15 protein-coding genes and 1 pseudogene are annotated in these 23,861 nt (G+C 63.4%); 9 read left to right on the forward strand and 7 right to left on the reverse strand.

Features of this window, described 5'->3' with window-relative positions:
* Positions 1–189: 189 nt before the first annotated feature.
* The 4 genes from aroG to FSO04_RS33370 form a co-directional block, all read right to left on the reverse strand.
* Positions 190–1,263 carry a 3-deoxy-7-phosphoheptulonate synthase AroG gene (gene aroG, locus FSO04_RS33350; protein WP_154565831.1) on the reverse strand — a complete coding sequence of 358 codons (1,074 nt, stop codon included), beginning with the start codon at positions 1,261–1,263 and terminating at the stop codon, positions 190–192.
* 403 nt (positions 1,264–1,666) lie between these two features.
* Positions 1,667–3,133: a metalloprotease TldD gene (tldD, locus tag FSO04_RS33360; RefSeq protein ID WP_054037784.1), complete on the reverse strand. Its 1,467-nt coding sequence runs from the start codon at positions 3,131–3,133 to the stop codon at positions 1,667–1,669.
* 93 nt (positions 3,134–3,226) lie between these two features.
* A complete protein-coding gene (locus FSO04_RS33365) occupies positions 3,227–4,117 on the reverse strand; it encodes a carbon-nitrogen hydrolase family protein (RefSeq protein WP_154565833.1) in 891 nt (296 codons plus the stop codon).
* A 128-nt stretch (positions 4,118–4,245) separates the two neighbouring features.
* Positions 4,246–8,427: a YhdP family protein gene (locus FSO04_RS33370; RefSeq protein WP_233465061.1), complete on the reverse strand. Its 4,182-nt coding sequence runs from the start codon at positions 8,425–8,427 to the stop codon at positions 4,246–4,248.
* Between the two features lie 186 nt (positions 8,428–8,613).
* Here FSO04_RS33370 and glnE point away from each other — a divergent pair, with 186 nt between their 5' ends.
* Positions 8,614–11,406, forward strand: a complete 2,793-nt coding sequence (glnE, locus tag FSO04_RS33375; RefSeq protein WP_154565835.1) for a bifunctional [glutamate--ammonia ligase]-adenylyl-L-tyrosine phosphorylase/[glutamate--ammonia-ligase] adenylyltransferase — start codon at positions 8,614–8,616, stop codon at positions 11,404–11,406.
* Between the two features lie 29 nt (positions 11,407–11,435).
* Here the strand turns inward: glnE and recN are convergent, their stop codons facing one another.
* Both recN and FSO04_RS33385 read right to left on the reverse strand, forming a co-directional pair.
* Positions 11,436–13,106 (reverse strand): DNA repair protein RecN, encoded by a 1,671-nt coding sequence (recN, locus tag FSO04_RS33380; protein WP_154565836.1) that lies wholly within the window; start codon positions 13,104–13,106, stop codon positions 11,436–11,438.
* Positions 13,107–13,202: 96 nt separating this feature from the next.
* Positions 13,203–14,105 (reverse strand): NAD kinase, encoded by a 903-nt coding sequence (locus FSO04_RS33385; RefSeq protein ID WP_154565837.1) that lies wholly within the window; start codon positions 14,103–14,105, stop codon positions 13,203–13,205.
* A gap of 213 nt (positions 14,106–14,318) precedes the next feature.
* On the opposite strand from FSO04_RS33385, the gene hrcA reads away from it, so the two are divergent.
* The 3 genes from hrcA (at position 14,319) to FSO04_RS33400 (ending at position 17,000) form a co-directional block, all read left to right on the forward strand.
* The gene (hrcA, locus tag FSO04_RS33390) at positions 14,319–15,338 is read left to right on the forward strand and encodes a heat-inducible transcriptional repressor HrcA (protein WP_154565838.1); all 1,020 of its coding nucleotides are present in this window, start codon (positions 14,319–14,321) and stop codon (positions 15,336–15,338) included.
* 175 nt (positions 15,339–15,513) lie between these two features.
* On the forward strand, positions 15,514–16,584 hold the full coding sequence (gene hemH / locus FSO04_RS33395) for a ferrochelatase (RefSeq protein ID WP_154565839.1): 1,071 nt from the start codon (positions 15,514–15,516) through the stop codon (positions 16,582–16,584).
* An 8-nt stretch (positions 16,585–16,592) separates the two neighbouring features.
* On the forward strand, positions 16,593–17,000 hold the full coding sequence (locus tag FSO04_RS33400; RefSeq protein ID WP_054040979.1) for an RNA-binding S4 domain-containing protein: 408 nt from the start codon (positions 16,593–16,595) through the stop codon (positions 16,998–17,000).
* On the opposite strand, the gene FSO04_RS33405 is transcribed toward FSO04_RS33400, so the two are convergent.
* On the reverse strand, positions 16,972–17,133 hold the full coding sequence (locus FSO04_RS33405; RefSeq protein ID WP_012431795.1) for a hypothetical protein: 162 nt from the start codon (positions 17,131–17,133) through the stop codon (positions 16,972–16,974). The two genes, FSO04_RS33400 and FSO04_RS33405, sit on opposite strands and share 29 nt — an antisense overlap.
* Before the next feature lie 379 nt (positions 17,134–17,512).
* Here FSO04_RS33405 and grpE point away from each other — a divergent pair, with 379 nt between their 5' ends.
* The 5 genes and pseudogenes from grpE (at position 17,513) to pabB (ending at position 23,828) form a co-directional block, all read left to right on the forward strand.
* Positions 17,513–18,097 (forward strand): nucleotide exchange factor GrpE, encoded by a 585-nt coding sequence (grpE, locus tag FSO04_RS33410; RefSeq protein WP_154565840.1) that lies wholly within the window; start codon positions 17,513–17,515, stop codon positions 18,095–18,097.
* Between the two features lie 120 nt (positions 18,098–18,217).
* A pseudogene (locus FSO04_RS33415) lies at positions 18,218–18,403 on the forward strand (thioredoxin family protein); the annotation flags it as partial.
* A gap of 153 nt (positions 18,404–18,556) precedes the next feature.
* Positions 18,557–20,512, forward strand: a complete 1,956-nt coding sequence (dnaK, locus tag FSO04_RS33420) for a molecular chaperone DnaK (protein ID WP_154565841.1) — start codon at positions 18,557–18,559, stop codon at positions 20,510–20,512.
* A 268-nt stretch (positions 20,513–20,780) separates the two neighbouring features.
* The gene (gene dnaJ, locus FSO04_RS33425) at positions 20,781–21,923 is read left to right on the forward strand and encodes a molecular chaperone DnaJ (RefSeq protein WP_154565842.1); all 1,143 of its coding nucleotides are present in this window, start codon (positions 20,781–20,783) and stop codon (positions 21,921–21,923) included.
* 24 nt (positions 21,924–21,947) lie between these two features.
* Entirely contained in the window at positions 21,948–23,828 is a 1,881-nt protein-coding gene (gene pabB, locus FSO04_RS33430) for an aminodeoxychorismate synthase component I (protein WP_154565843.1), read from the forward strand.
* The last annotated feature ends 33 nt before the right edge of the window (positions 23,829–23,861 follow it).

Below are 23,861 nucleotides of genomic sequence, written 5' to 3' on the forward strand. Positions count from 1 at the left end.
CATACGATGCCATCGCACGGTATAGCTTCAACATCTGAAAGGCAAAAAAACACCCCTTCAAGAGGGGTGTTCGAAGTGAATTCCGCTCAGCGTTACAGAACTATGTATTCCTTGCTGGGGGGAATAATGCATGAGCCGGGTTTTCGTTGAGTCAACTACAGCGATCGCGCAGAGGCGCGCAGAGACTTTTTAGTTGCCGCTGCCGCGCGCCACACGCCGTTGCTTGACTGCTTCGGCGAGACCTTCCAGCACGGCGACGCTTTCGTCCCAACCGATGCACGCATCGGTGATGCTCTGGCCGTAGGTCAGCGCGCAGCCTTCCTGCAGATCCTGGCGGCCCGCGATCAGATGCGATTCCACCATCACGCCGATAATCCGTTCGTCACCCGAAGCAATCTGGCGGCCGATGTCCGCGCACACCGGAATCTGGTTCTCGTGCTTCTTCGAGCTGTTCGCATGGCTCGCATCGATCATCAGACGCGCCGCGAGGCCTGCCTTGCCGATATCGGCGCATGCCGCATTGACGCTGTCCGCGTCGTAGTTCGGTGTCTTGCCGCCGCGCAGGATGATGTGGCAGTCCTCATTGCCGGCGGTCGAGACGATCGCCGAGTGGCCGCCCTTGGTGACCGACAGGAAATGGTGCGGCTGCGACGCGGCCTTGATCGCGTCGACGGCGATCTTGACGTTGCCGTCAGTGCCGTTCTTGAAGCCGACCGGGCACGACAGTCCCGATGCCAGTTCGCGGTGCACTTGCGATTCGGTCGTCCGCGCGCCAATCGCCCCCCACGAGATCAGATCGGCGATGTACTGCGGGCTGATCATGTCGAGGTATTCGGTGCCGGCCGGCAGGCCGAGTTCGTTGATACGCAGCAGCAACTCGCGCGCGGTGCGCAGGCCGTCGTTGATCTTGAAGCTGTTGTCCATGTGCGGGTCGTTGATGAGACCCTTCCAGCCCACCGTCGTACGCGGCTTTTCGAAGTACACCCGCATCACGATTTCGAGTTCGCCGGCGAAGCGCTTGCGCTGTTCGACGAGACGCCCGGCGTATTCCATCGCCGCCTTCGTATCGTGAATCGAGCACGGTCCGATGATGACGATCAGACGGTCTTCCATGCCGTGCAGGATGCGATGCATCGCGTTGCGCGAGTTGTAGATCACGTCGGACACCGTCTCGTCGCAGGCGAATTCGCGAATCAGGTGAGCGGGCGGCGTGAGTTCTTTCAATTCGCGGATGCGGACATCGTCGGTGTTGTGCGGGGGCATGTTTATTCTCCTGAATCGGTCGTAGCGTGTTCGCGCGGGCAATGAAGGCTGCGATCAGACGGCAATCGGGCAGCGATGCCACGGCGAACAACAATCAAAAAGATTTCAACGGCAAAAGTTTCAAAGGCGTGAGGCGAAAAAAAACCGCCAGGCTAGCTGGCGGTTTTCGTGAATTCTGGGTGTCTTGCGTGCACTAACACCCCTCTCGATCCGCCAGCGGTCTGAGATGCCAAAAAAAGTAAAAGTAAAACTTGGCGGACATGGCGAAATTGGGTCGCTGGTCAAAAAGGGTGAGTGACTTTATAACCCGTGCAAGCTTGGCTGGCAAGCTGTAGGGTGCAAAAATGCGGTAAATCCGCATACTTCGAGCATTATATGCACAAAGTATGCGTCTACATCAAAATCAGGCTGTACCGCCGACCGTCATCTTGTCGATACGTAGCGTCGGCTGACCGACGCCCACCGGCACGCTCTGGCCTTCCTTGCCGCACACGCCGACGCCCGAATCGAGCTTCATGTCGTTGCCGATCATGCTGACGAATTTGAGCGATTCCGGCCCGCTGCCGATCAGCGTCGCGCCCTTGACCGGGTAGGTGACCTTGCCGTTTTCGATCATGTAGGCCTCGGAGGCCGAGAACACGAACTTGCCGTTCGTGATGTCGACCTGGCCGCCGCCGAAGTTCACCGCATACAAACCGTTCTTCACGGACGCGATGATTTCCTGCGGGTCTTTGTCGCCGTTGAGCATGTAGGTGTTGGTCATGCGCGGCATCGGCAGCGCGGCATACGATTCGCGGCGCGCATTGCCGGTGACCGGCATCTTCATCAGTCGGGCGTTCAGCGTGTCCTGTATGTAACCCTTCAGGATGCCGTCTTCGATCAGCGTCGTGCACTGGGTCGGATTGCCTTCGTCGTCGATGTTCAGCGAGCCGCGGCGGTTCGGCAGCGTGCCGTCGTCGACCACGGTCACGCCCTTGGCCGCAACCTGCTCGCCGATCCGACCCGCGAACGCCGACGATCCCTTGCGGTTGAAGTCGCCTTCGAGGCCGTGGCCGATCGCTTCGTGCAGCAGCACGCCGGGCCAGCCCGGTCCGAGCACGACAGTCATCGCGCCGGCCGGAGCCGGGCGGGCGTCGAGGTTCACGAGCGCCGCATGCACGGCGTCGTCGACATAACCCGACAGCACTTCGTCCGTGAAATAGCCGTAGTCGAAGCGGCCACCGCCGCCGCCGCTGCCGATTTCGCGGCGGCCGTTCTGCTCGGCGATCACCGTGACCGACACGCGCACGAGCGGACGGATATCGGCCGCAAAGCCGCCGTCGCTGCGCGCGACCAGCACCACGTCGTATTCACCGGCGAGGCCTGCCATCACTTGCTGGATGCGCGGATCGCGGCCGCGCGCCATCTGTTCGATGCGCTCGAGCAGTTTGACCTTGGCGGTCGCGTCGAGCGAATGCAGCGGATCGGACGGCAGGTACAGATCGCGCCCGGCAATGCCGGTCAGCGACGAGGCCACCTTGATCTTCTGCTTGCCGCCGCCCGCCTTGGCAATCGAACGGGTGGCGAGCGCCGCCTGACGGATTGCCTCGGGCGACAGGTCGTCCGAATACGCGAAGGCCGTGCGATCGCCCGCCACGGCGCGCACGCCGACACCCTGGTCGATGCTGAAGCTGCCCGACTTCACGATGCCTTCTTCGAGACTCCACGCTTCGCTGCGCGTGTACTGGAAGTACAGGTCGGCGTAATCGATTTTGTGCGTGAAGATTTCGGCGAGCGTGCGGGTGAGCAGGGATTCGTCGAGACCGTAGGGCGTCAGGAGGATGTCCTTGGCGGTGGCGAGATTACGGATACCGGGTTCGATGATGTTCATGCGAAGTATGTTCTGCTCGATACGAAGGATTCGGTTAGCGCTTGCATCACTATATGAGTGACGGGCGCCGCACTTTCAATGTCAGGTAATACGTCAGCAGCTCAGCACGCGGTGACGCCAGGCGGGCAGGCTCTGCCGCACTTCGTCGATGCGCGCACGCTCGAGGTTGCCGGTCACCACGCCGGCGCCTTCGTCGCGCACCGCGACGACTTCGCCCCACGGGTCGATCAGCATGCTGTGGCCCCATGTCCGGCGGCCGTTTTCATGTTTGCCGCCTTGCGCGGCAGCCAGCACGTAACACTGGTTTTCGACCGCCCGGGCGCGCAGCAGCATCTCCCAGTGCGCGCGACCGGTGGTGTAAGTGAACGCCGACGGCACCACGATAAGCGCGCAGTCGCCCATGCGCCGGTACAGCTCCGGAAAGCGCAAATCGTAGCAGACCGACAGACCGATCCGCCCGAACGGCGCCTCGAAGGTGCGGACTTCGCCGCCGGGGCAGATGGTGCGCGCCTCGTCGAACGATTCTTCGCCCTTTTCAAAGTTGAACAGGTGGATCTTGTCGTAGCGCGCGGCCTCGTTGCCTTGCGGGTCGAACACCAGCGTAGTGTTCAGCACGCGCGCCGGTTCCTGCGACATCAACGGCAAGGTGCCGCCGATCACCCATACCTTATGGCGGCGCGCGGCGTCCGCGAGAAAGCGCTGGATCGGGCCGTCCTGGTAGGGCTCGCGCACGGCGAGCTTGTCCGTGTCCTTGAAGCCCATGAAGCAGAAGTACTCGGGCAGCAGGACAAGTTGCGCGCCGTCGGCGGCGGCTTCAGCGATCAGGCGCTCCGCTTCGGCCAGATTGCGTTCGCGATCCGGCGTGCTCACCATTTGCAGCGCGGCCACGCGGAACACGCTTTCGAAAGATCCGCTGGGCGCCGCGCTGGGCGCGGCAGTGGACGAAGCGGTGGACGAGGATGAAGAGACGTGTGTTTCGCTCATGAGCGTTTCGGAAAACTCCCGGCAAGGCGGCGGCGCGAACCGTTGGCGCCGCATACGTCGTTCAAGGCTGGCTGAGGACTGCGGCGCGGCACGGCGCTCTTCCGATCAGACCAAGGATCGGATCGGGCTCAGTGCGCTTCCACGGTCGAAGCCGGAGCGTCCATCTTACCGCGATCGCTCTTCACCCGCTCGATGTGCGGTTTCGACCACGGACCGGTGATCGCGTACTCGCGTGCAAACGCGGTGGAGACCGATTTGCTGAACGCCAGATCGGCCACCAGCGCACCCAGCCCGAGCAGCGGATTGATCACGGTCGCGGCGATCACGGCGGCGCCGGCGCTGACGGTCGGCACGATCTGCACGTGCAGATCCTGGGTTTCCTGCGCCAGATCCACCGAGCCCTTCATCTCGGCGCGCGCCGGCGCCGTCACCATCTCGAAGTTCTCGGTGCGGCCAATGCCATTGTGGATTTCGCCCGTGCCGGTGACGTGCTCGAACGGCAGCCCTTCGCCGATCACGTCGCGGAAATTGAGCGTGGCGAAGCGCGCGAGGCTTTGCAGGCTGAGCACGCCCAGCAGTTTCGCGACGCCCGGATCGACCTTGAGAATCTGCCCATGGCGCAGATCGACGGCCAGATTGCCGTTGAGCGTCGGGTAGTCGATGGTAGTCGGGCCGCCGCGCCACACCACCTTGCCCGAGAGGGAGCCGCTGCCGGCCTTGAGCGTGCGCGGCTGGCCGAAGCGCTCCAGCAGCGCGCCGGCGTCCTTGATGTCGAGTTTGAAATCGAACACCGTACGGCGCGGCGTCGCTTCGTCCGCGGTGTTGCCGAGGCCCGTCGACGTGCGCCAGTTCGCGGTCGCGGTCAGCGTGGCGGCGGGGTTGGTGATGTCCAGCTTGTCGAGTTGCCAGACCGGCACACCGTCTTCTTCGAAGTTGTGCGCGTCCACTTCGAGCCGGCCTATGTCGCGATCGCGCACGATCAACTCATTGACCACCAGATCGATCGACGGCATGTTCTGCGCCGGCGCCGAAATGGCCTGGCCGAGCAGGTCTTTATCCGTGGCGGAGGGGATCACCACACGGGCAAAGCGCGCCTGCAGCGTGCCCGGCGATTCCTTATTGGCGCCCGGCAGCCAGGACACGTGGCCCGACACCTGGTTCGACGCGATGTTGGCCTGCCATTTGCCGTCCGCATGCGAAGCGCCGACGATCACGCTGTCCCAGTGCCGCTTGAGCAGTGTCAGCGTGCCGACGTGTACCGCGAAGCGGCTCGGCAGGAATTGCGCGAGGGTCGGATTAGGGGTGGCTGGCGCGGCAGCGGGCGCGTCCTTGTTGCGCATCTGCGTGACGAGCGCGCGCCAGGCATCGGCATCGAATGCTTCGACGTCGACTGCGGCGATCACGCCCTCGGACGGCAGGTCGGCGGGCTTGTTGACGCCGATCGCACCGCTCACGACCGTCGGCGGCGTTTTCGGCTGGTAACGCAGCAGGTAGGTGGCGGCGATCGGGCCGAAGGTGAGGTCGGCCCGTTCCAGACCGGCTTCGCTCGCGCTGGTAAAGGGGTTGACCGCGAAGTGCAGCGGCATTGGCGTGCCGACGGGTTTGTTGAACGGCGCGGGGAAGTCGAGCGCGAGGCCGGTCAGATCGGAGTTCGCCGTGACTTCCGGCAACCGCCCCTTGGCGCCGCGCACGTTGAGCGCGTAGGGCGCGCTGCCGCTCATGTGCGTCAACACCTGTGCGGCCGGACCGTGCAGATTCAGGCCGCGCGCCGCGTCGACGGCGATATGGCCGCCAAGGTCGAGTGCATACGTGCCGTCCTGCTTCAGGCCGCCATTCGCGTGCACGTCGCCGCCGAGGAACTGGCCCGAGAGCCGGTCGACCTGCGCCGTATGTTCGGTAAAGCGCACCTTGCCGTTCAGTTGCGACAACGGCGGCACGTTATCGACCGTCAAACGGTTGTTCTGGAAGCCCACTGCGCCTTCCACGGCGATATGCGGCTTCGGCGTGCGCGGCACGGTCAGCTTGAGCGCCAGCGCGGCGGGCCCTTCGGCGCGCACTTTCTCGGTCGCATGTTTGGACATGATGCCAAGCGAGCTTTCGTTGACGTAGTCGAGCATGTCGGCAAGCGGCCCAAGGCCGTTGCCATCGATGACGAGGTTCGACGCCTTGGTGCCGAGATCGTCGATCCTGCCGTTCACCTTGTTTAAAGCCACCCGCTTGTAATGGGCGCGGTCGATATCGAAGCGCAGCACGTTCTCTTTGAGTTCGAACACGCCGTCGATGCCATCCAGCGGCGGCCACACGTTCGGCGTGCCGTTCTTCATCTTGCGCGGCGGGTACGGCGAAGGGTCGAACTTGCCGCCCTTGAACGGCGCGACGATATGGAAGACCCCGGCCTCCGGCGCGCGCGAGTAGGGGAATTTGGTCAGATCGCCGTGGATTTCGATCGTTGCGCCGCGCGAGACGCCGGCTTGCAGCCCATGGCCCAGGTAGATGCGCAGCTTTTCGCTGATGCTGGTCGGCAAATAGCGGACGATGCGCGTGACCTGCGCGCGCTGAAAATCGGCCTTCAGGTCGAGCGAGCCGCGCCCATGGCCCGGGTTGCTGTAATCGACGGTGGCGGTGGCGTTGGCGTCCGCGTTGGAGATGCCGAAGTCGGCCAGCTTGACGGTGAAGGCGGGGTGATTTTCGCCCGGCGCCTTCGGCGTGATGGTCCAGTCTGCCTGGCCATGCAGGCGGTCGAGTGTCAGGCGCGGGTCGTCGAACACGCCCGGCAGCGTAATCGCGACGTTGGAGGTGTTGAGCGTCGCCGTGCCGTGCTTTTCGTCGGCGTCGACGCTGCCCCACAGGTTTTCAATACCTGGAATGCCCGCGCGCGGGTGATTCAGCGGGGTGAGCCCCGGCGGCGGTTCCTGCGCGGCGACGCTGATGCCCTGCAGGTCGCCCTTGAAACGATAACGCTCGATCGGCTCGGCGCCGCTTGGCCGGTGGTCGCTGCCCGCTTCGCCCGATTCCGGTTTGCCGCGTTCGACTTCGATCACATAGTTCGACACCATGCCGCGGGGATTGAAGCGCACCAGGTTGTTCAGCAGGGGGCGCGGCAACGGCAGCGCGCGGCTGAATTCGGCGAGGATGCCCAGGTCGACGCGATCACCGCTGACGCTGACGAGTTGCCCATGCTGCAGCGTGGCGGTCCGGTAGCGGCCGTGCAGCGTGGTTAGCGCGAGGGTGCGGGTGAGCGGCGTGCCGTCGTCGAGCGGCGGTTGGCCGAGCTCGGCGCGCAAGTGGTTCAGTTGCAGCGTGTAATCGCCCTGGTCGACGTCGAGACCCCACGAGAAATTGGCGATCGGCACCACCAGCTTGGGCTGGGTCGGGCGGACCCGCATCGAGACGTCCGTGCCGGCCAACTGCCCGCTCGCCGACTTCATGCGGCCATCGGCGAAGTCAGCCCAGATCGCATTGTCGATGCGGCCGGCGAACATCTCGATCGGGAAGTTGATGTAGCGGGCGAGGGTCGGCAGATCGACCGGACCGGTCGACATATAGACCTGGCCGACCCAGTTGACCGGCTTGCCGATCGCGGAGAGGCGGGCGTGTTTGAAATGCGTACGGAAGTCGATCGGCCCGTGCAGGACATGGCCGTCGGCGGGCGCTTGCAACGCGAGGCGGTGATCGTAGCCGTCGTTGAGAATCGCGATCCGGATGTCGCGCAGGGCAAGCTCCGGCGCGTCATGCTGGGCATCGCGCCAGCGCAGCACGCCGCCGCGCACCACGATTGCCTGCTGGCGCAACAGCCACGTGGACAGGGTGTCGTTGCCGCTGTGCCGGGTGGGCACTGGCACGCCCGCCACCGAGATCACGCCGTCGCTGCTGCGCGACACCAGCACGTCCGGTTGATCGACGATCAGGCTAGAAAGCGCGGGATGGAACTGCCAGAGCGACTTCCACGAGAGCGCGGCGGTGGCATGCGGAATGGTCAGCGCCGCTTTGCCTTCCGGGTCGCGGATGACGAGATCGGTGACGTCGAGGCCCGGCTGAAAGCCGCTCCAATGCGGCGCCAGCTTGCCGATGGTGAACTGTGCGTGCAGCTTCTCGGAAACCGTGGCTTCGATGCGCGGGCGGAACGAGTCGACGCGCGGCAGCAGTACGTAACGCAAACCGAGAAACAGACCCGCCGCGATAAAGTAGAAGGCGAGTGCGAGCGCCAGCACCACATGGGACGTCCGATGCAGCACCATGTGGGCGCTTCCGCTCGCGGGCCGGACCTGCCTGGTTTCGTGCGGGTCGGCGGATTCGTTTCGCTCGGACATGCTGCGGCGGGTGGGCGTATGGTAGTTTTGCGAATTAACGACGAAATGTAACACACGGGAAAGCGTCGGCGGACCTCCGGCAAACCCTTTCTCCATGCCGTCTCGCGACCTGCGCGAGGCCGCGGGACCCGTGTGCTGCGGCGAACTGAACAACGCTGATAAAGCAACGAGCGAGCCAGACCCTTGATGACTGACGCAACCCTCCTGAGTTCCAGCTATTCACATTACGCGGCGCGTGCCGCGGCGGCCCGTCCGCAAATCGTGGCGCAGGTGGTGGCGCTCGCCTCCGCACCCCTCACGCGCGAACGGATCGACGCGCGCTTTGAAGCGCTGTGTGCCGAGGCAGCCGGCGCGGGCGACGGCCCGTTGAGTGAGGATGCACTCAAACGGGCCTTGCGCCAATTGCGCACTGAGGTATTTTGCGCCGTGATGGAGCGTGACCTGGCGGGCGAGGCGGATGTCGCCGAAGTCACCGGCGCGATGACCGATCTGGCGGAGACGACAATCCAACGCGCGCTCGCGGTCGTGTCCGCCGAGCTCGAAACGCTCTACGGCGAACCGCGCGGACCGCAGGGCGAGCGGCTCGCGCTCGGCGTGGTCGGGATGGGCAAGCTGGGCGGGCGTGAGCTGAATGTTTCGTCGGATATCGATCTGATCTTCATTTATGAAGAGGACGGTGAGACCGCGGGCGGTCAGCGTTCGCCGATCGCGACGCAGGACTTTTTTACGCGTCTGGGTAAGCGCCTGATCGGCGCATTGGCCGAGGTGACCGCCGACGGTTACGTGTTCCGCGTCGATATGCGCTTGCGGCCGAACGGCGACTCGGGGCCGCTCGTGTGCAGCCTCGGCATGCTCGAAGAGTATTTCTACGTGCAGGGCCGCGAGTGGGAGCGCTATGCGTGGATCAAGGGCCGGCTCGTGTCCGAAGGCGCGAGCGACGCTGCGCGGCGGTTGCAGAAGCAGCTCGACGCGATCGTCACGCCGTTCGTCTATCGGCGTTATCTCGACTTCGGTGTGATCAGCGCAATCCGTGCGCTGCATTTGCAGATTCGCCAGGAAGCACAGCGGCGTGCCTCGATGCGCCCTGACAAAGCCGACGACATCAAGCTGGGCCGCGGCGGCATCCGCGAAATCGAATTCAGCGCTCAGGTATTTCAGCTGATCCGCGGCGGCCAGGATGCCGGCTTCCGGGTGCGTCCGACGCTCGCTGTCTTGCGGCACGCGGCCACGCACGGGCTGCTCGATACCTCGGTCTGCGTGAAGCTTTCACAGGCGTACCGCTTCCTGCGCGAACTCGAGCACCGCCTGCAATACCGCAACGACGCGCAAACTCACGCGATGCCGGTCGATCCTGAGGAGCGCGTGGCGCTCGCGCAAGCAATGGGTTGCGACAACTATGCCGCGTTGATGCTCAAGCTCGACGCGCATCGCGAGTTCGTCGAGCAGCAGTTCGACCAGATTTTCGCCGACAAGGTGAGCGGCCGCGACGGCTGCGGCGCACCGGAAGACGGCGCGGCGGCGTGGGTCTGGAGCAGCGCGCTCGCCGACGACAGCGCTGAGGACGCGCTTCGCGCGCGCCTGATTGAACTGGGTGTGTCCGAGCCGGACGAGCTGCTGGCGCGCTTGCGCGCGATATGGCAGTCGTCGCGTTACGCGGGGCTCGCCGAGCGTAGCCGCCAGCGCTTCGATATCGTCGCGCAGCGTGCGCTGGAAGCCGCGCGTACCCTTGAGCCGCTCGAACGGCGCGGCGATACGTTGGCGCGTTTCTTCGACCTGCTCGAAGCCGTGAGCCGGCGCGGCGCGTACCTCGCGCTGTTGACGGAATATCCGCAGGCGCTGCATCGGGTGCTGTCGGTGCTGGGTGGTTCGCGCTGGGCCGCCGGCTACCTGATCCGCCACCCGCAATTGCTCGACGAACTCCTCGACGACGAGGCGATGGACAGTCCGTTCGACTGGCCTGAATTCAAGCGCACGCTGCGCTTGCGTCTGGCCGCGGCGGATGGCATCGAGCAACAGATGGACCTGCTGCGCCACGCGCACCAGGCCGAGGTGTTCCGCATCCTGCTGATCGATCTGGCCGGCAGGCTGAGCGTCGAGCATGTGAGCGACCGCCTGTCAGAGCTTGCCGACGCCGTGCTCGACGTCACGCTCGAAGCTGTCTGGAACCAATTGGCCAAACGCCATCGCGAGGTGCCGAAGTTTGCGGTGATCGCGTACGGCAAGCTGGGCGGCAAGGAGCTCGGCTACGCATCCGACCTCGACGTCATCTTCCTCTACGACGATCCGGACGATGCTGCCGCCGACGTCTATGCCACCTACACCCGCCGCCTCATCACCTGGCTAACGACGGCGACCGGCGCTGGCACCTTGTTCGATGTCGACTTGAGGCTACGGCCAAACGGCGAGTCGGGCCTACTCGTCACCGATCTGGACGCGTTCCGCCGTTATCAACTGCGTGAAGGCGATGCCGCCAACACGGCGTGGGTGTGGGAGCATCAGGCATTGAGCCGCGCGCGCTACTGCGCGGGCGACGCCGAAATCGGCGCGAAATTCGAGCAGATTCGCGAACAGGTGCTGACCACGCCGCGCGAGGCCGAACCGCTCGCGAAGGAAATCGTCGAGATGCGCGAGCGCGTGGAGGCGGGGCATCCGAACCATACGGCGCTGTTCGACCTGAAGCACGATCGCGGCGGCATGGTCGATATCGAATTTACCGTGCAGTACTGGGTGCTGCTGCATGCGGCGAGCGATCCCGAACTGATCCGCAATACCGGCAATATCGCGCTGCTGCGTGAGGTGTCGCGCTTCGGCCTGATGAGCGAGGCGGAAGCGGAGACGGTCGGGGCGGCTTATCGGACCTACCGGAAGTTGCAGCACCAATTGCGGCTGGACGGGATGGAGAAGGCGCGGGTCGATCCGGCGCTGGTGGTGACCGAGCGTGAAGCGGTGCTGAGACTGTGGGAGCGGGTGTTTGGCTGAGGCTCCGCGATGATTTCCAACCCGCGTTCCTAGGCCGCCAGCATTTCCTTCGCGTGCTTGCGGGTGGTGGCGGTGATCTCCAGTCCGCCGAGCATCCGCGCGACTTCTTCGACGCGGCTCGCGCGGTCGAGCGAGGTCACGCTGCTCACCGTGCCGCCTTTGCCGTTGCCCGACTTCGCCACCTGGAAATGATGGTCGCCGCGCGCGGCGACTTGCGGCAAGTGGGTGACGCACAGCACCTGCCGAGCTTGACCCAGTTGATGCAGCAAGCGCCCAACCACTTCGGCGACGCCGCCGCCGATTCCCGTATCCACTTCGTCGAAGATCAGGGTTGGTGTCGGGCTCGCGGCGCTCGCAATGACCGCCAGAGCGAGACTGATCCGCGCCAGTTCCCCGCCTGAGGCAACCTTTGCGAGCGGCCGCAGCGGCACGCCGGCATGACCGGCGACACGGAATTCGACCTGTTCGAGCCCGTGCGCGCCACCTTCTGGCAACGGCACCAGCGCCACGTCGAAGCTGCCGCCTTTCATCGACAGTTCCTGCATGCCGGTGGTCACCGCTGCGCCCAGGGCCTTGCCGGCCTTGGCGCGCGCCTTCGACAGTTTTTTTGCTTCGGCGAGGAAGGCTTCTTTGGCTTTGGCTTCGGCCGCGTGCAGGCTGTCGAGATCGGCGGCGGCGTCGAGCGCGGCAAGTTGCGCGCGACGCGCTTCGTGTTCTTCCGGCAGCGTCTCGGGTTGCAGGCGGAATTTGCGTGCGGCCGAGTGCAGCGCGTCGAGACGCTTTTCGACCTGGGCGAGCCGGTCTGGATCCAGTTCGAGCTTCTGCGCGTAGTGGCTGAGCGAATAGGCCGCTTCCTGCAACTGGATTTCCGCCGGTTCCAGCGCCGCCAGCACGTCGTTCAGTGCCGGGTCGATCTCGGCGAGGTCGCGCACCTTCGACACGATCGAGGCGAGATGCGTGATCATCGCTTCGTCCGATTCGGACAGCGCGCCGAGCGCCCCTTGCACGCCGTCGATCAGATTGGCCGAGTGCGACAGGCGCCGGTGTTCGGCGTTGACCTCTTCCCACTCGCCTGGTTGCGGCGAAAGTTTGTCCAGCTCGGTGAGCTGCCAGGCGAGCCGCTCGCGCTCCAGTTGCAGCTCGCGATCGCGCGTTTTCGCGTGCTCGACAGCCTGAATCTTTTCGCGCCACGACCGCCATGTACGCGTGACGGTTGCAGCGGTTTCCGTGAGGCCGGCATGGGTGTCGAACAGCTCGCGCTGCGCGTCCGGACGCATCAGCAACTGATGCGCATGCTGCCCGTGAATATCCACCAGCATCTCGCCGACTTCGCGCAACTGCGCGAGCGTCGCCGCCGTGCCGTTGATGAACGCGCGCGAGCGGCCGTTCGCGTCCACCACGCGACGCAGCATGACGGTGCCGCCGTGATGGCCGTCGTCGGCGGTCGTGCCGAGCGCCTGCTCGTCGAGCCATTGCTCGACTTGCGCATGCGTCTCGAATTCCGCGGTGATGTCGGCACGGCTCTCGCCGGTGCGCACCACGTTCGCATCGGCGCGGGCACCGAGCGCAAGGGCCAGTGCGTCGATCAGGATCGACTTGCCGGCGCCTGTTTCGCCTGAGAAAACGGTAAAGCCGCTGTCGAATTCGAGGTCGAGCGCGGCGACGATGACGAAGTCGCGTATCGAGAGGTGGCGAAGCATGGAGGTCGTCTGGTGAGCTTGAGATTCAGGGTTCGGCAGCGGCGGCGTTCGTGTTCCGGCGGCCCGGCATTCCGGCTTTCCGGCGTTTCGGGCCGTTCAGGGCTTGGTATCTTCTTCGTGCGACGGGTATTCGTTCCAGTGCAGCTTCTTGCGCAGCGTCGCGAAATGGCTGTAGCCGACCGGATGCAGCATCGGCACCGTATGGCGCGAGCGGCGCACTTCGATCGTGTCGCCCAATTCCAGTGAAGTGAACGACTGCATGTCGAAATTGACGTTCACTTCGCGGCCCGAGACGATCTGGATGCTCACCTTCGAGTCGTCCGGCAGCACGATTGGCCGGTTCGACAACGCATGCGGCGCAATCGGCACCAGCACGATGCCTTGTAATTGCGGATGCAGGATCGGCCCCTGCGAGGACAGCGCGTAGGCAGTCGAACCCGTTGGCGTGGCGACGATCAGGCCGTCCGAGCGCTGGTTGTACATGAAGCGCCCGTCCACCGAGACATGCAGTTCCGCCATCCCCGAGAAACCGCTGCGGTTGACCACCACGTCGTTGAAGGCAAGTGCGTGATAGATCGGGGCGCCGTCGCGCATGATGCGCGCTTCGAGCAGCATGCGCTCTTCGCGCTCGAAGTTGCCTGAGAGCATTTGCGGCACGATCTCGCGCATGTCGGAGATCGGAATGTCGGTAATGAAGCCGAGCCGGCCGTGGTTGATGCCGATCAGCGGCGTGCGGTAGGGCGCGAGCTGGCGCCCAATGCCTAGCATCGTGCCGTCGCCGCCTAGCACCACGGCAACGTCGGCGCGCGCGCCGATCTCGGCGGGACGCAGCGCCGGATAGTCGGTTACGCCAATTTCGGCGGCGGTGTCGGCTTCGAATACGACCTCGAAGCCGCGCCTCGCGATGCACGAGGCGAGCTCGGTCAGCGGCTCGCCGATGCCCGGCGTATTGTTGCGCCCGACGAGCGCGACGGTCTTGAACTGGCTGGTCACTTGCATGCCGGCATTACACCATAGGTAGGGCCTGAAAAGAACCGCAGACAGACCCGGTAGCGAGCCTGCGCAAGCGCGCTGCCGGCGCATTGGGCGATTATCGTTAGAATGGTGAAACCTTGATGACATGCGCCGTCCCGCCAACCGGCGGCGCGATAGTCAGGGGTTGGCGCCGTTAGCGCTCGCTGTAGCCGCGTCATTGAGCTAAAATTTTCCGTCATGCTAGATCCCCGCGCACAAACCCTCCTCAAAACGCTGATCGAGCGCTACATCGCCGAAGGTCAGCCGGTCGGCTCGCGCACGTTGTCACGCTATTCCGGCCTCGAACTGAGCCCGGCCACGATCCGCAACGTGATGTCCGATCTCGAGGACCTGGGGCTCGTAATCAGTCCACATACGTCGGCGGGCCGGATTCCGACGCCGCGCGGTTACCGGCTGTTCGTCGATACCATGCTGACGGTGGAATCCGCCGCGGACGAAGAAGCGGTGATGCGTATCGTCAAGACTACGCTGCAGGCGGGCGAGCCGCAGAAAGTCGTCGCCGCGGCGGCCAGCGTGCTGTCCAATCTGTCGCAGTTCGCCGGTGTGGTGCTCACGCCGCGCCGCAGCCACGTGTTCAAGCAGATCGAATTCATGCGCCTGTCGGACAAGCGCATCCTGCTGATCATCGTGACGCCCGAGGGCGACGTGCAGAACCGCATTATGGCCACCCAGCGCGACTTTTCGCCTTCGCAACTGGTGGAAGCCTCCAATTACATCAATGCGCACTTCGCGGGCCTCTCGTTCGACGACGTGCGCCGCCGCCTGCGCGAAGAAATCGACGAATTGCGCGGCGACATGACCACGCTGATGCACGCCGCGGTCACGGCCAGCACGGATGAAACCGACACCGGCGAACACGTGTTGATTTCCGGCGAGCGCAACCTGCTCGAAGTCGCCGACCTTTCGTCGGACATGGCGCGCCTGCGCAAGCTGTTCGATGTGTTCGACCAAAAGACCAGTCTCCTTCAGTTGCTCGACGTGTCGAGTCACGCCGCGGGCGTGCAGATTTTCATTGGCGGTGAGTCGAATCTCGTGCCGATCGAGGAAATGAGCGTCGTCACCGCGCCTTATGAGGTGAACGGCAAGATTGTCGGCACGCTTGGCGTGATCGGGCCGACCCGCATGGCCTACAACCGCGTGATCCCAATCGTGGACATCACCGCGCGGTTGCTTTCGCTGACGCTTAGTCAACAGTAACCTGCGGTCACCGTGGCTGCCGCACACCTCATGCTGCAAATGATGCGCGACAGCGCGCGGCTTGCCAATTGGCCGAATGGCCAGGGGTCCCTGGCGGACCTCGCAATGGACCGCGCCGCTATAATGAATTCCACCTGAACCGACTCTCCGCCCAAAGCGGTTATCCCTGCTGCCTATGCGCTTCGACCTCGAGCGGCCATCGCAGAACGCCACGTCACATCGTGTGGCCGTGTTGCTGATCAATCTCGGCACGCCCGACGCGCCGACACCGCGTGCGGTCCGGCGCTATCTTGCGCAGTTCCTGTCCGATCCGCGTGTGGTCGAAATTCCGGCGCTGCTCTGGCAGGTGATCCTGCGCGTGTTGATTTTGCCGTTCCGGAGCCCCGCGTCAGCAAAGAAGTACGCGGCTGTGTGGATGCCGGAAGGCTCGCCGCTGCGTGTCTTCACGGAGAAGCAGGTGGAGGGTTTGCGCCATCTGCTGCAATTGAACGATTACACGGTGCTGGTCGACTACGCGATGCGCTATGGCACGCCCGGCATTCCGGCCATGCTGAACCAGCTCAAGCTGGCGGGCGCCGAGCGCGTGCTGCTGATGCCCATGTATCCGCAATACTCGTCGTCGACCACGGCCACGGCGTTCGACGACGCTTTTTCTGCCCTCAAGCGCATGCGGAATCAGCCGGAAATCCGCACGGTGCGCCAGTACGCCGATCATCCGGCGTATATCGCCGCGCTCGCCGCTCAGGTGCACCACTACTGGCATCAGCACGGCCGACCGGATTTCGCGGCAGGCGACAAGCTGGTGCTGAGTTTTCACGGCGTGCCCAAGCGCACGATGGATCTCGGCGATCCGTATCACGAGCAATGCCAGCAGACCGGCGCGTTGTTGACGCAGGCGCTGGGATTGACGCAGGTGGAATGCCGCGTCACGTTTCAGTCGCGCTTCGGCAAGGCTGAGTGGCTGCAGCCGTACACCGCCCCCACGCTGAAGGAATTGGGCTCGGCGGGCGTGCGGCGTGCCGACGTGTTCTGTCCGGGTTTTACCGCCGACTGCCTTGAAACGATTGAAGAAATCGGCATGGAGGTGCGCGACGAGTTCCTGCAGGCGGGCGGCAAGGAATTCCATCGAATTCCCTGCCTGAACGCCTCGCAGCCGTGGATCGCCGCGCTCGGCGAGATCGTCGCGCAGAATCTGCAGGGCTGGCCCGTGCAAGCGGTGCCGGTGCCGCACACGACTGGGGCTTAAGCAGGCTCATGAATTACAGGATTTCAACCGAACCGGGCGCGAAGCTGCGCATCGACAAATGGCTTTGGGCGGCGCGCTTCTTCAAGACCCGCTCGCTCGCGGCGGATGCCGTCGAAAAAGCGCACGTGCGCATCGGCGGCGCGAGTGTCAAACCGGCCAAGGAGGTGCGCGTAGGCGACCTGGTCGAGATAGAAATCGAGCGGATTGTCTGGCAGGTGGAAGTGCTGGGCGTATGCGACGTGCGCGGCCCGGCCAGCGTCGCGCAGACGCTTTATGCGGAAACGGAAGAGAGCAAGGTGAAGCGGCAGGTCGAGCAGGAGCGGCGCAAGACATACCGAGAACCGGCCGCCGCTTTGCACGGCAGGCCGACCAAGCGCGACCGGCGCACTATCGACAAACTTTCAGGTGGGGATTGAACAATTGTTCCATCGTCGCGTGCACACCGCCGTACTCGGTGGTGTGATCGTTGACGGCCCCGGACATGCAGATGGTCGTGGTGCCCGCGATCAGTACCAATGCGACCACCGATATTGCAAAGGTCAGCTTCACGGTACTCCCCTTGGGAAGATTCGAGACGGAAACAGGCGAATCAGGTGGTAATTGAAAATTATCGGTAAGGCTTACGTTAGATTAGGGTTAACGTGTCTTTTCCGACGCTTTAATGGAGCATAGGCCACTTGTTGGGCGCACTCAATCTCAATCTGATTGCGACGCAATAATGGTTGTAACCGGGCATTTCTGCCGCACGTCCGCGGTGTGAAAAGTTCCGGGAGATGCGCTTGAATTGGGTCTTTCCGGCCCCATCTGCCGTTTCGATACGCGCTCACGCACCAAGTTGTCTGTCGCAATTTTGCAACGCACAAATTGCGACAGCTTTTGACGCGTTGCCGCCACCACTAGCTTTAACCTTTTAACGACTGTCAGCGACATGGAAAACACGCAAGAGAACCCGACGAGCCAGAATCCCACGCCCGCCGACGAAACCGCGCGCCAGGCCGCCGAGGCTGCAGCATCCCAGCAGGACACCGCTGCAAACGCTGCGCCTGAAGCGCCGGCAACTGGCGTGGAAGCCGCATTGGCCGAAGCAGAGGCGAAGCTTGCCGAGATGCAGGAAAGCTTCCTGCGGGCGAAGGCGGAGACTGAGAATGTGCGCCGCCGCGCCCAGGAAGATGTCGCCAAGGCCCACAAGTTCGCGATCGAAAGCTTCGCTGAGCATTTGCTGCCGGTGGTCGACAGCCTTGAAGCGGCGGTTGCCCACTCGTCCGACGACCTGCAAAAGGTCCGTGAAGGTGTCGAACTCACGCTGCGCCAGCTCTCCGGCGCGCTGGAGAAGGGCCGCGTCGTTGCCCTGAACCCGGTTGGCGAGAAGTTCGACCCGCACCGCCACCAGGCTATTTCGATGGTGCCGGCCGACCAGGAACCGAACACCGTCGTTGCTGTGCTGCAAAAAGGCTTCGTGATCGCCGACCGCGTGCTGCGTCCGGCCCTCGTGACTGTCGCGGCGCCGAAGTAAGCAAGCATCTGAGGCGCGCAGCGCGAGCTGCCTCAGACGCCGCATGAGGGACGCGGTTATCAGCCGGTCCGTCTGACAGGCGCCGTGATGGCCAACATTCCCGTCGACGCCACTGCGGTCATGCTTCACGGCGTGTCCACATGGTTCTTCTTTTACCGAGGCAAGCGGCTTGGCCAGACTACCGGCTGGCACGGCCTTGGGCAGTTCGAGGCGGCGGTCGCGGTCGCGCGGGACAAGATCCGTGCGGGCAATGTGGTCGGCAGTACGGCAAATGGTGAAAAAAGCGGCAAAAGTTCGACCGATTGAAAAAAATTAAAGACCGCATCGTAAAAGAGGTCTTGAAAACGATGCGGACGCACTTATGTTGAGTGCAGGTAGGAATTCAGAGCGGATCGCCGTACCGCCAGATGGGCAAAAACGGCGATTCCCGCAGCGATCAAAGTCAGGAGATTAGTAAAAATGGGCAAAATCATCGGTATCGACCTCGGCACGACCAACTCGTGCGTGGCGATCATGGAAGGCAATTCGGTCAAGGTGATCGAGAACTCGGAAGGCGCGCGCACCACGCCGTCGATCATCGCTTACATGGAAGACGGCGAGATTCTCGTCGGCGCGCCTGCGAAGCGTCAGTCGGTCACGAACCCGAAGAACACGCTGTACGCGGTCAAGCGCCTGATTGGCCGCCGCTTCGAAGAAAAGGAAGTGCAGAAAGACATCGCTCTGATGCCGTACAAGATCATGAAAGCCGATAACGGCGACGCATGGATCGAAGTGCGCGACCAGAAGCTCGCACCGCCGCAAATCTCCGCGGAAACGCTGCGCAAGATGAAGAAGACCGCTGAAGATTACCTCGGCGAGCCGGTCACAGAAGCCGTGATTACGGTTCCCGCGTACTTCAACGACAGCCAGCGTCAGGCTACCAAAGACGCAGGCCGCATCGCCGGTCTGGAGGTGAAGCGGATCATCAACGAACCGACCGCAGCCGCTCTGGCATTCGGTCTGGACAAGGCCGAAAAGGGCGACCGCAAGATCGCGGTGTATGACCTTGGCGGCGGTACGTTCGACGTATCGATCATCGAAATCGCTGACGTTGACGGCGAAATGCAGTTCGAAGTGCTGTCCACGAACGGCGACACGTTCCTCGGCGGTGAAGACTTCGACCAACGCATCATCGATTACATCATCGGCGAGTTCAAGAAGGAACAGGGCGTCGACCTGTCGAAAGACGTGCTCGCGCTGCAACGCCTGAAGGAATCGGCTGAAAAGGCGAAGATCGAATTGTCGTCGAGCCAGCAGACCGAAATCAACCTGCCGTACATCACGGCCGACGCGTCGGGTCCGAAGCACTTGAACCTGAAAATTACGCGCGCCAAGCTCGAAGCACTGGTTGAAGAACTGATCGAACGCACCATCGAACCGTGCCGCACGGCGATCAAGGACGCAGGCGTGAAGGTTGGCGAGATCGACGACGTGATTCTGGTCGGCGGCATGACGCGTATGCCCAAGGTGCAGGACAAGGTCAAGGAGTTCTTCGGCAAGGAACCGCGCCGTGACGTGAACCCGGACGAAGCCGTGGCCGTTGGCGCCGCGATTCAAGGCCAGGTTCTGTCGGGCGACCGCACGGACGTTCTGCTGCTCGACGTGACCCCGCTGTCGCTCGGCATCGAAACGCTCGGCGGCGTGATGACGAAGATGATCAACAAGAACACCACGATCCCGACCAAGCACGCACAGGTCTACTCGACGGCCGATGACAATCAGGGCGCCGTGACGATCAAGGTGTTCCAGGGCGAACGCGAAATGGCAGCGGGCAACAAGCTGCTGGGCGAGTTCAACCTCGAAGGCATTCCGCCGGCACCGCGCGGCACGCCGCAGATCGAAGTGAGCTTCGACATCGACGCGAACGGCATTCTGCACGTCGGCGCGAAAGACAAGGCGACCGGCAAGGAAAACCGCATCACGATCAAGGCGAACTCGGGTCTGTCCGAAGCCGAAATCGAGAAGATGGTGAAGGACGCCGAAGCGAACGCGGAAGAAGATCACAAGCTGCGTGAGTTGGCCGATGCCCGCAACCAGGGCGACGCGCTGGTCCATAGCACGAAGAAGGCGCTCACCGAATACGGCGACAAGCTGGACGCCGCGGAGAAGGAAGCGATCGAAACCGCGCTGAAGGACCTCGAAGAAACGCTGAAGAGCGGTTCGAGCGACAAGGCCGCGATCGAAGCCAAGATCGAAGTGGTGGCCACCGCCTCGCAGAAGATGGGCGAGAAGATGTACGCCGACATGCAAGCTGCGCAAGGTGCCGAAGCTGCGGCAGCGGGCGCGGCAGGTGCGGGCGCATCGGCGGGTGGCGCGAGCCACCAGCAGCAGGACGATGTGGTCGACGCCGAGTTCAAGGAAGTGAAGAAAGACTAAAGCCGGGTCGCAATCTGACCGTAAAGCCGCACACAGCGATGTGTGCGGCCTGGCTGCAAAACGGTTTGCTCCCGTCCGGGTGCATGAACCTGCAAAGCGGTTATCGCGCCTGGTGAGCCTTTTTGGGCTCTCCGGGCACATTTGTTTTATGGAGGGCGTTGTTTTGAGTCGCGTGAAAGCGGCGGGAAACAGCGGCCGGACGAGTCGCAAGACTCCAGCATTCAAGAGGAGCCACCGCGTCGCATTGCGCGAGTGGCGTTGAACCGATATGGCGAAACGGGATTACTACGAGGTTCTGGGCGTCGCAAAGAACGCGAGCGACGACGAAATCAAGAAGGCTTATCGCAAGCTTGCGATGAAGCACCACCCCGACCGCAATCCCGGCAACAAGGATGCGGAAGAGCATTTCAAAGAGGTGAAGGAAGCCTATGAAATGCTGTCGGACTCGCAAAAGCGTGGTGCGTACGATCAGTACGGCCACGCGGGCGTCGATCCGAACATGGGCGGAGCCGGTGCGCAGGGCTTCGGCGGTTTTGCCGATGCGTTCGGCGATATTTTCGGCGACATCTTCGGCCAGGCGGCCGGCGGTGCCGCACGCGGCGGTGGCGGCCGTGCCGGTCCGCAGGTGTATCGCGGCGCCGATCTGCGCTACAGCATGGAAATCACGCTGGAACAGGCCGCGCACGGCTACGACACGCAGATTCGCGTGCCGAGCTGGGTGTCGTGCGAAATCTGTCACGGCTCGGGCGCGAAGCCCGGCACCAAGCCGGAAACCTGCCCGACCTGTAGCGGTTCGGGTTCGGTGCGGATGTCGCAGGGCTTTTTCAGCATCCAGCAGACCTGCCCGAAGTGCCACGGCACCGGCACCTATATCCCTGAACCGTGCGGTCACTGCCACGGCGCGGGCAAGGTGAAGGAAACCAAGACGCTGGAAGTGAAGATCCCGGCAGGTATCGACGACGGCATGCGCATCCGCTCGGCCGGCAACGGTGAGCCGGGTATCAACGGCGGTCCGTCGGGCGATCTGTACGTCGAGATTCACATCAAGCAGCACTCGGTGTTCGAGCGCGACGGCGACGACCTGCATTGCCAGATGCCGATTCCGTTTACCACGGCGGCGCTCGGCGGTGAAATCGAAGTGCCGACCCTCGCGGGCCGCGCGAGCTTCACGGTGCCGGAAGGCACGCAGTCGGGCAAGACGTTCCGTTTGCGTGGCAAGGGGATCAAGGGTCTGCGCTCGAGCATTGCCGGCGATCTTTACGTGCACGTGCAAGTCGAAACGCCGGTCAAGCTCACGGAGCCGCAGCGCGAGTTGCTTCAGCAATTCGAGAAGGCACTCGTGGAAGGCGGCGCACGGCATAGCCCGCAGAGCAAGAGCTGGTTCGATCGGGTGAAGAGCTTCTTCGATTAATAGCGGTTTGATGTGGCGGTAAGCATGACGGCAGATGAGCGCGATGCAGTGTTCGCGTTGCTCGACGATTGCGACGCGACGGCGGCGCGCCGTTCGAGTCGTCTGTACACGGGTTTTGTGCATGAGCGGGTTTGCGTGGACGCCGCGCAACTCGAAGTCGTGTGCGAGACCGTGGCCGCGGATACACGGCGTGGTTTGCATGCCGTCGTGCTCGCCGACTATGAGTTTGGCCGGCATCTTCTGGACGGCGGCCTTTCTCACCAGGCATTGACAGAAACGCAGCGTGGCGATGCCACGCTGCGTTTTTTATTGTTCGAACGTTGCGAGAAGCTGTCGCGCGACGAGGTCGACGCGTGGCTCATGGCGCGCGACGGCGGGATGGCTGAGGCGTCGGTAGCGGGTACCGCAAACGTGCGCGCGAGCGTCGATCCGAAGCAATTTAACGAAGCGATCGATGCGATCCATGCCGCCCTGCGCGCGGGCGATTCTTATCAGGTCAACTACACGTATCGGCTTGGTTTCGATGTATTCGGCTCGCCGACCGCGCTTTATCGGCGGCTGCGAGTGCGTCAGCCGGTTCCATACGGCGCGTTAATCGCGTTGCCGGGCGACGAGTGGGTGCTGTCATGCTCGCCGGAGTTGTTCATCGAGAAGGAAGGCGCGCTATTGCGGGCCCGTCCGATGAAAGGCACGGCGCCGCGCTCGGAAGATCCTGCCACGGATCGCGGCGCCGCCGATTTCCTCGCGAATGACCCGAAGAATCGCGCCGAAAACGTGATGATCGTCGACCTGTTGCGCAACGACCTGTCGCGCGTGGCGCAGACAGGCTCGGTCAGTGTGCCGGCGCTGTTTTCGGTCGAGCCCTATGCATCGGTTTGGCAGATGACGTCGACGGTGCATGCGACGTTGCGCGCCGGCACGTCTTTCGCCGAGATCATGCGTGCGCTGTTTCCATGCGGCTCGATTACCGGTGCGCCGAAGCATCGCACGATGCAATTGATCGAGGAGTTGGAAAGCACTCCGCGTGGCCTCTACACCGGCGCGATCGGCTGGCTCGATGCCACTACAAGCGAAAACGCTTGCGGTGACTTCTGCCTATCCGTCGCGATCCGCACGTTGACCTTAACCCCGGCCGCACAGCCGGGCGAACTGCAAGGCAAGATGGGTGTCGGCGCAGGCATCGTGCTCGACAGCGTCGCTGCCGACGAATATGCGGAGTGCCAATTGAAGGCCAGCTTTCTAACCGGCGCCGAGCCGGGTTTCGAGCTCTTCGAAACGATGTATGCGACGCGGGAAGAGGGTGTGCGGCATTTGTCGCGCCATCTCGCGCGACTCTCGGCAAGCGCCACAACGCTGGGTTTCAAACTCGAAGACGAAGACGAAATTCGCGCGCAAATCGCGGAGAAATGTGCGGCGTTGCCAACGCACACTCCGCACCGCATGCGCCTCGCGTTGAGCAAAAACGGCGCGGCACAAATAACGGCGGCAGTGCTGACGCCGCTGGCCGACTCGACGGTCTGCGTGCTGCTTGGGTCGGATCACGATTTCCCCACGACGGACGCCAACGATCCGCTGTTGCGCCACAAAACTACGCGCCGCGCCGAATACGATCGCGGTTGGCGCGAAGCCGAAGCGAAAGGCGCATTCGACACGCTGTTCTTCAACGAGCGCGGCGAGTTGACCGAAGGCGGCCGGTCGAACGTGTTTGTGAAGCTGGCGGGACGGTGGTGGACGCCGCCATTAGAGTCGGGCGTGCTGCCCGGGATCATGCGAGGTGTGTTGCTGGAGGATACCGGCCTTCGCGCTGCTGAACGCGTGCTGACTCGAGTCGATGTGCAGAATGCCGAAGCGCTTCTGGTGTGCAACGCACTGCGAGGCGCGGTAAAGGCGCGCGTGCTGGGCTAAGGTGGGAGGGGCGAGGCTTGAGGTAGCCGTGCT

This window comes from Paraburkholderia madseniana (genome assembly GCF_009690905.1).
Lineage (GTDB): Bacteria > Pseudomonadota > Gammaproteobacteria > Burkholderiales > Burkholderiaceae > Paraburkholderia > Paraburkholderia madseniana.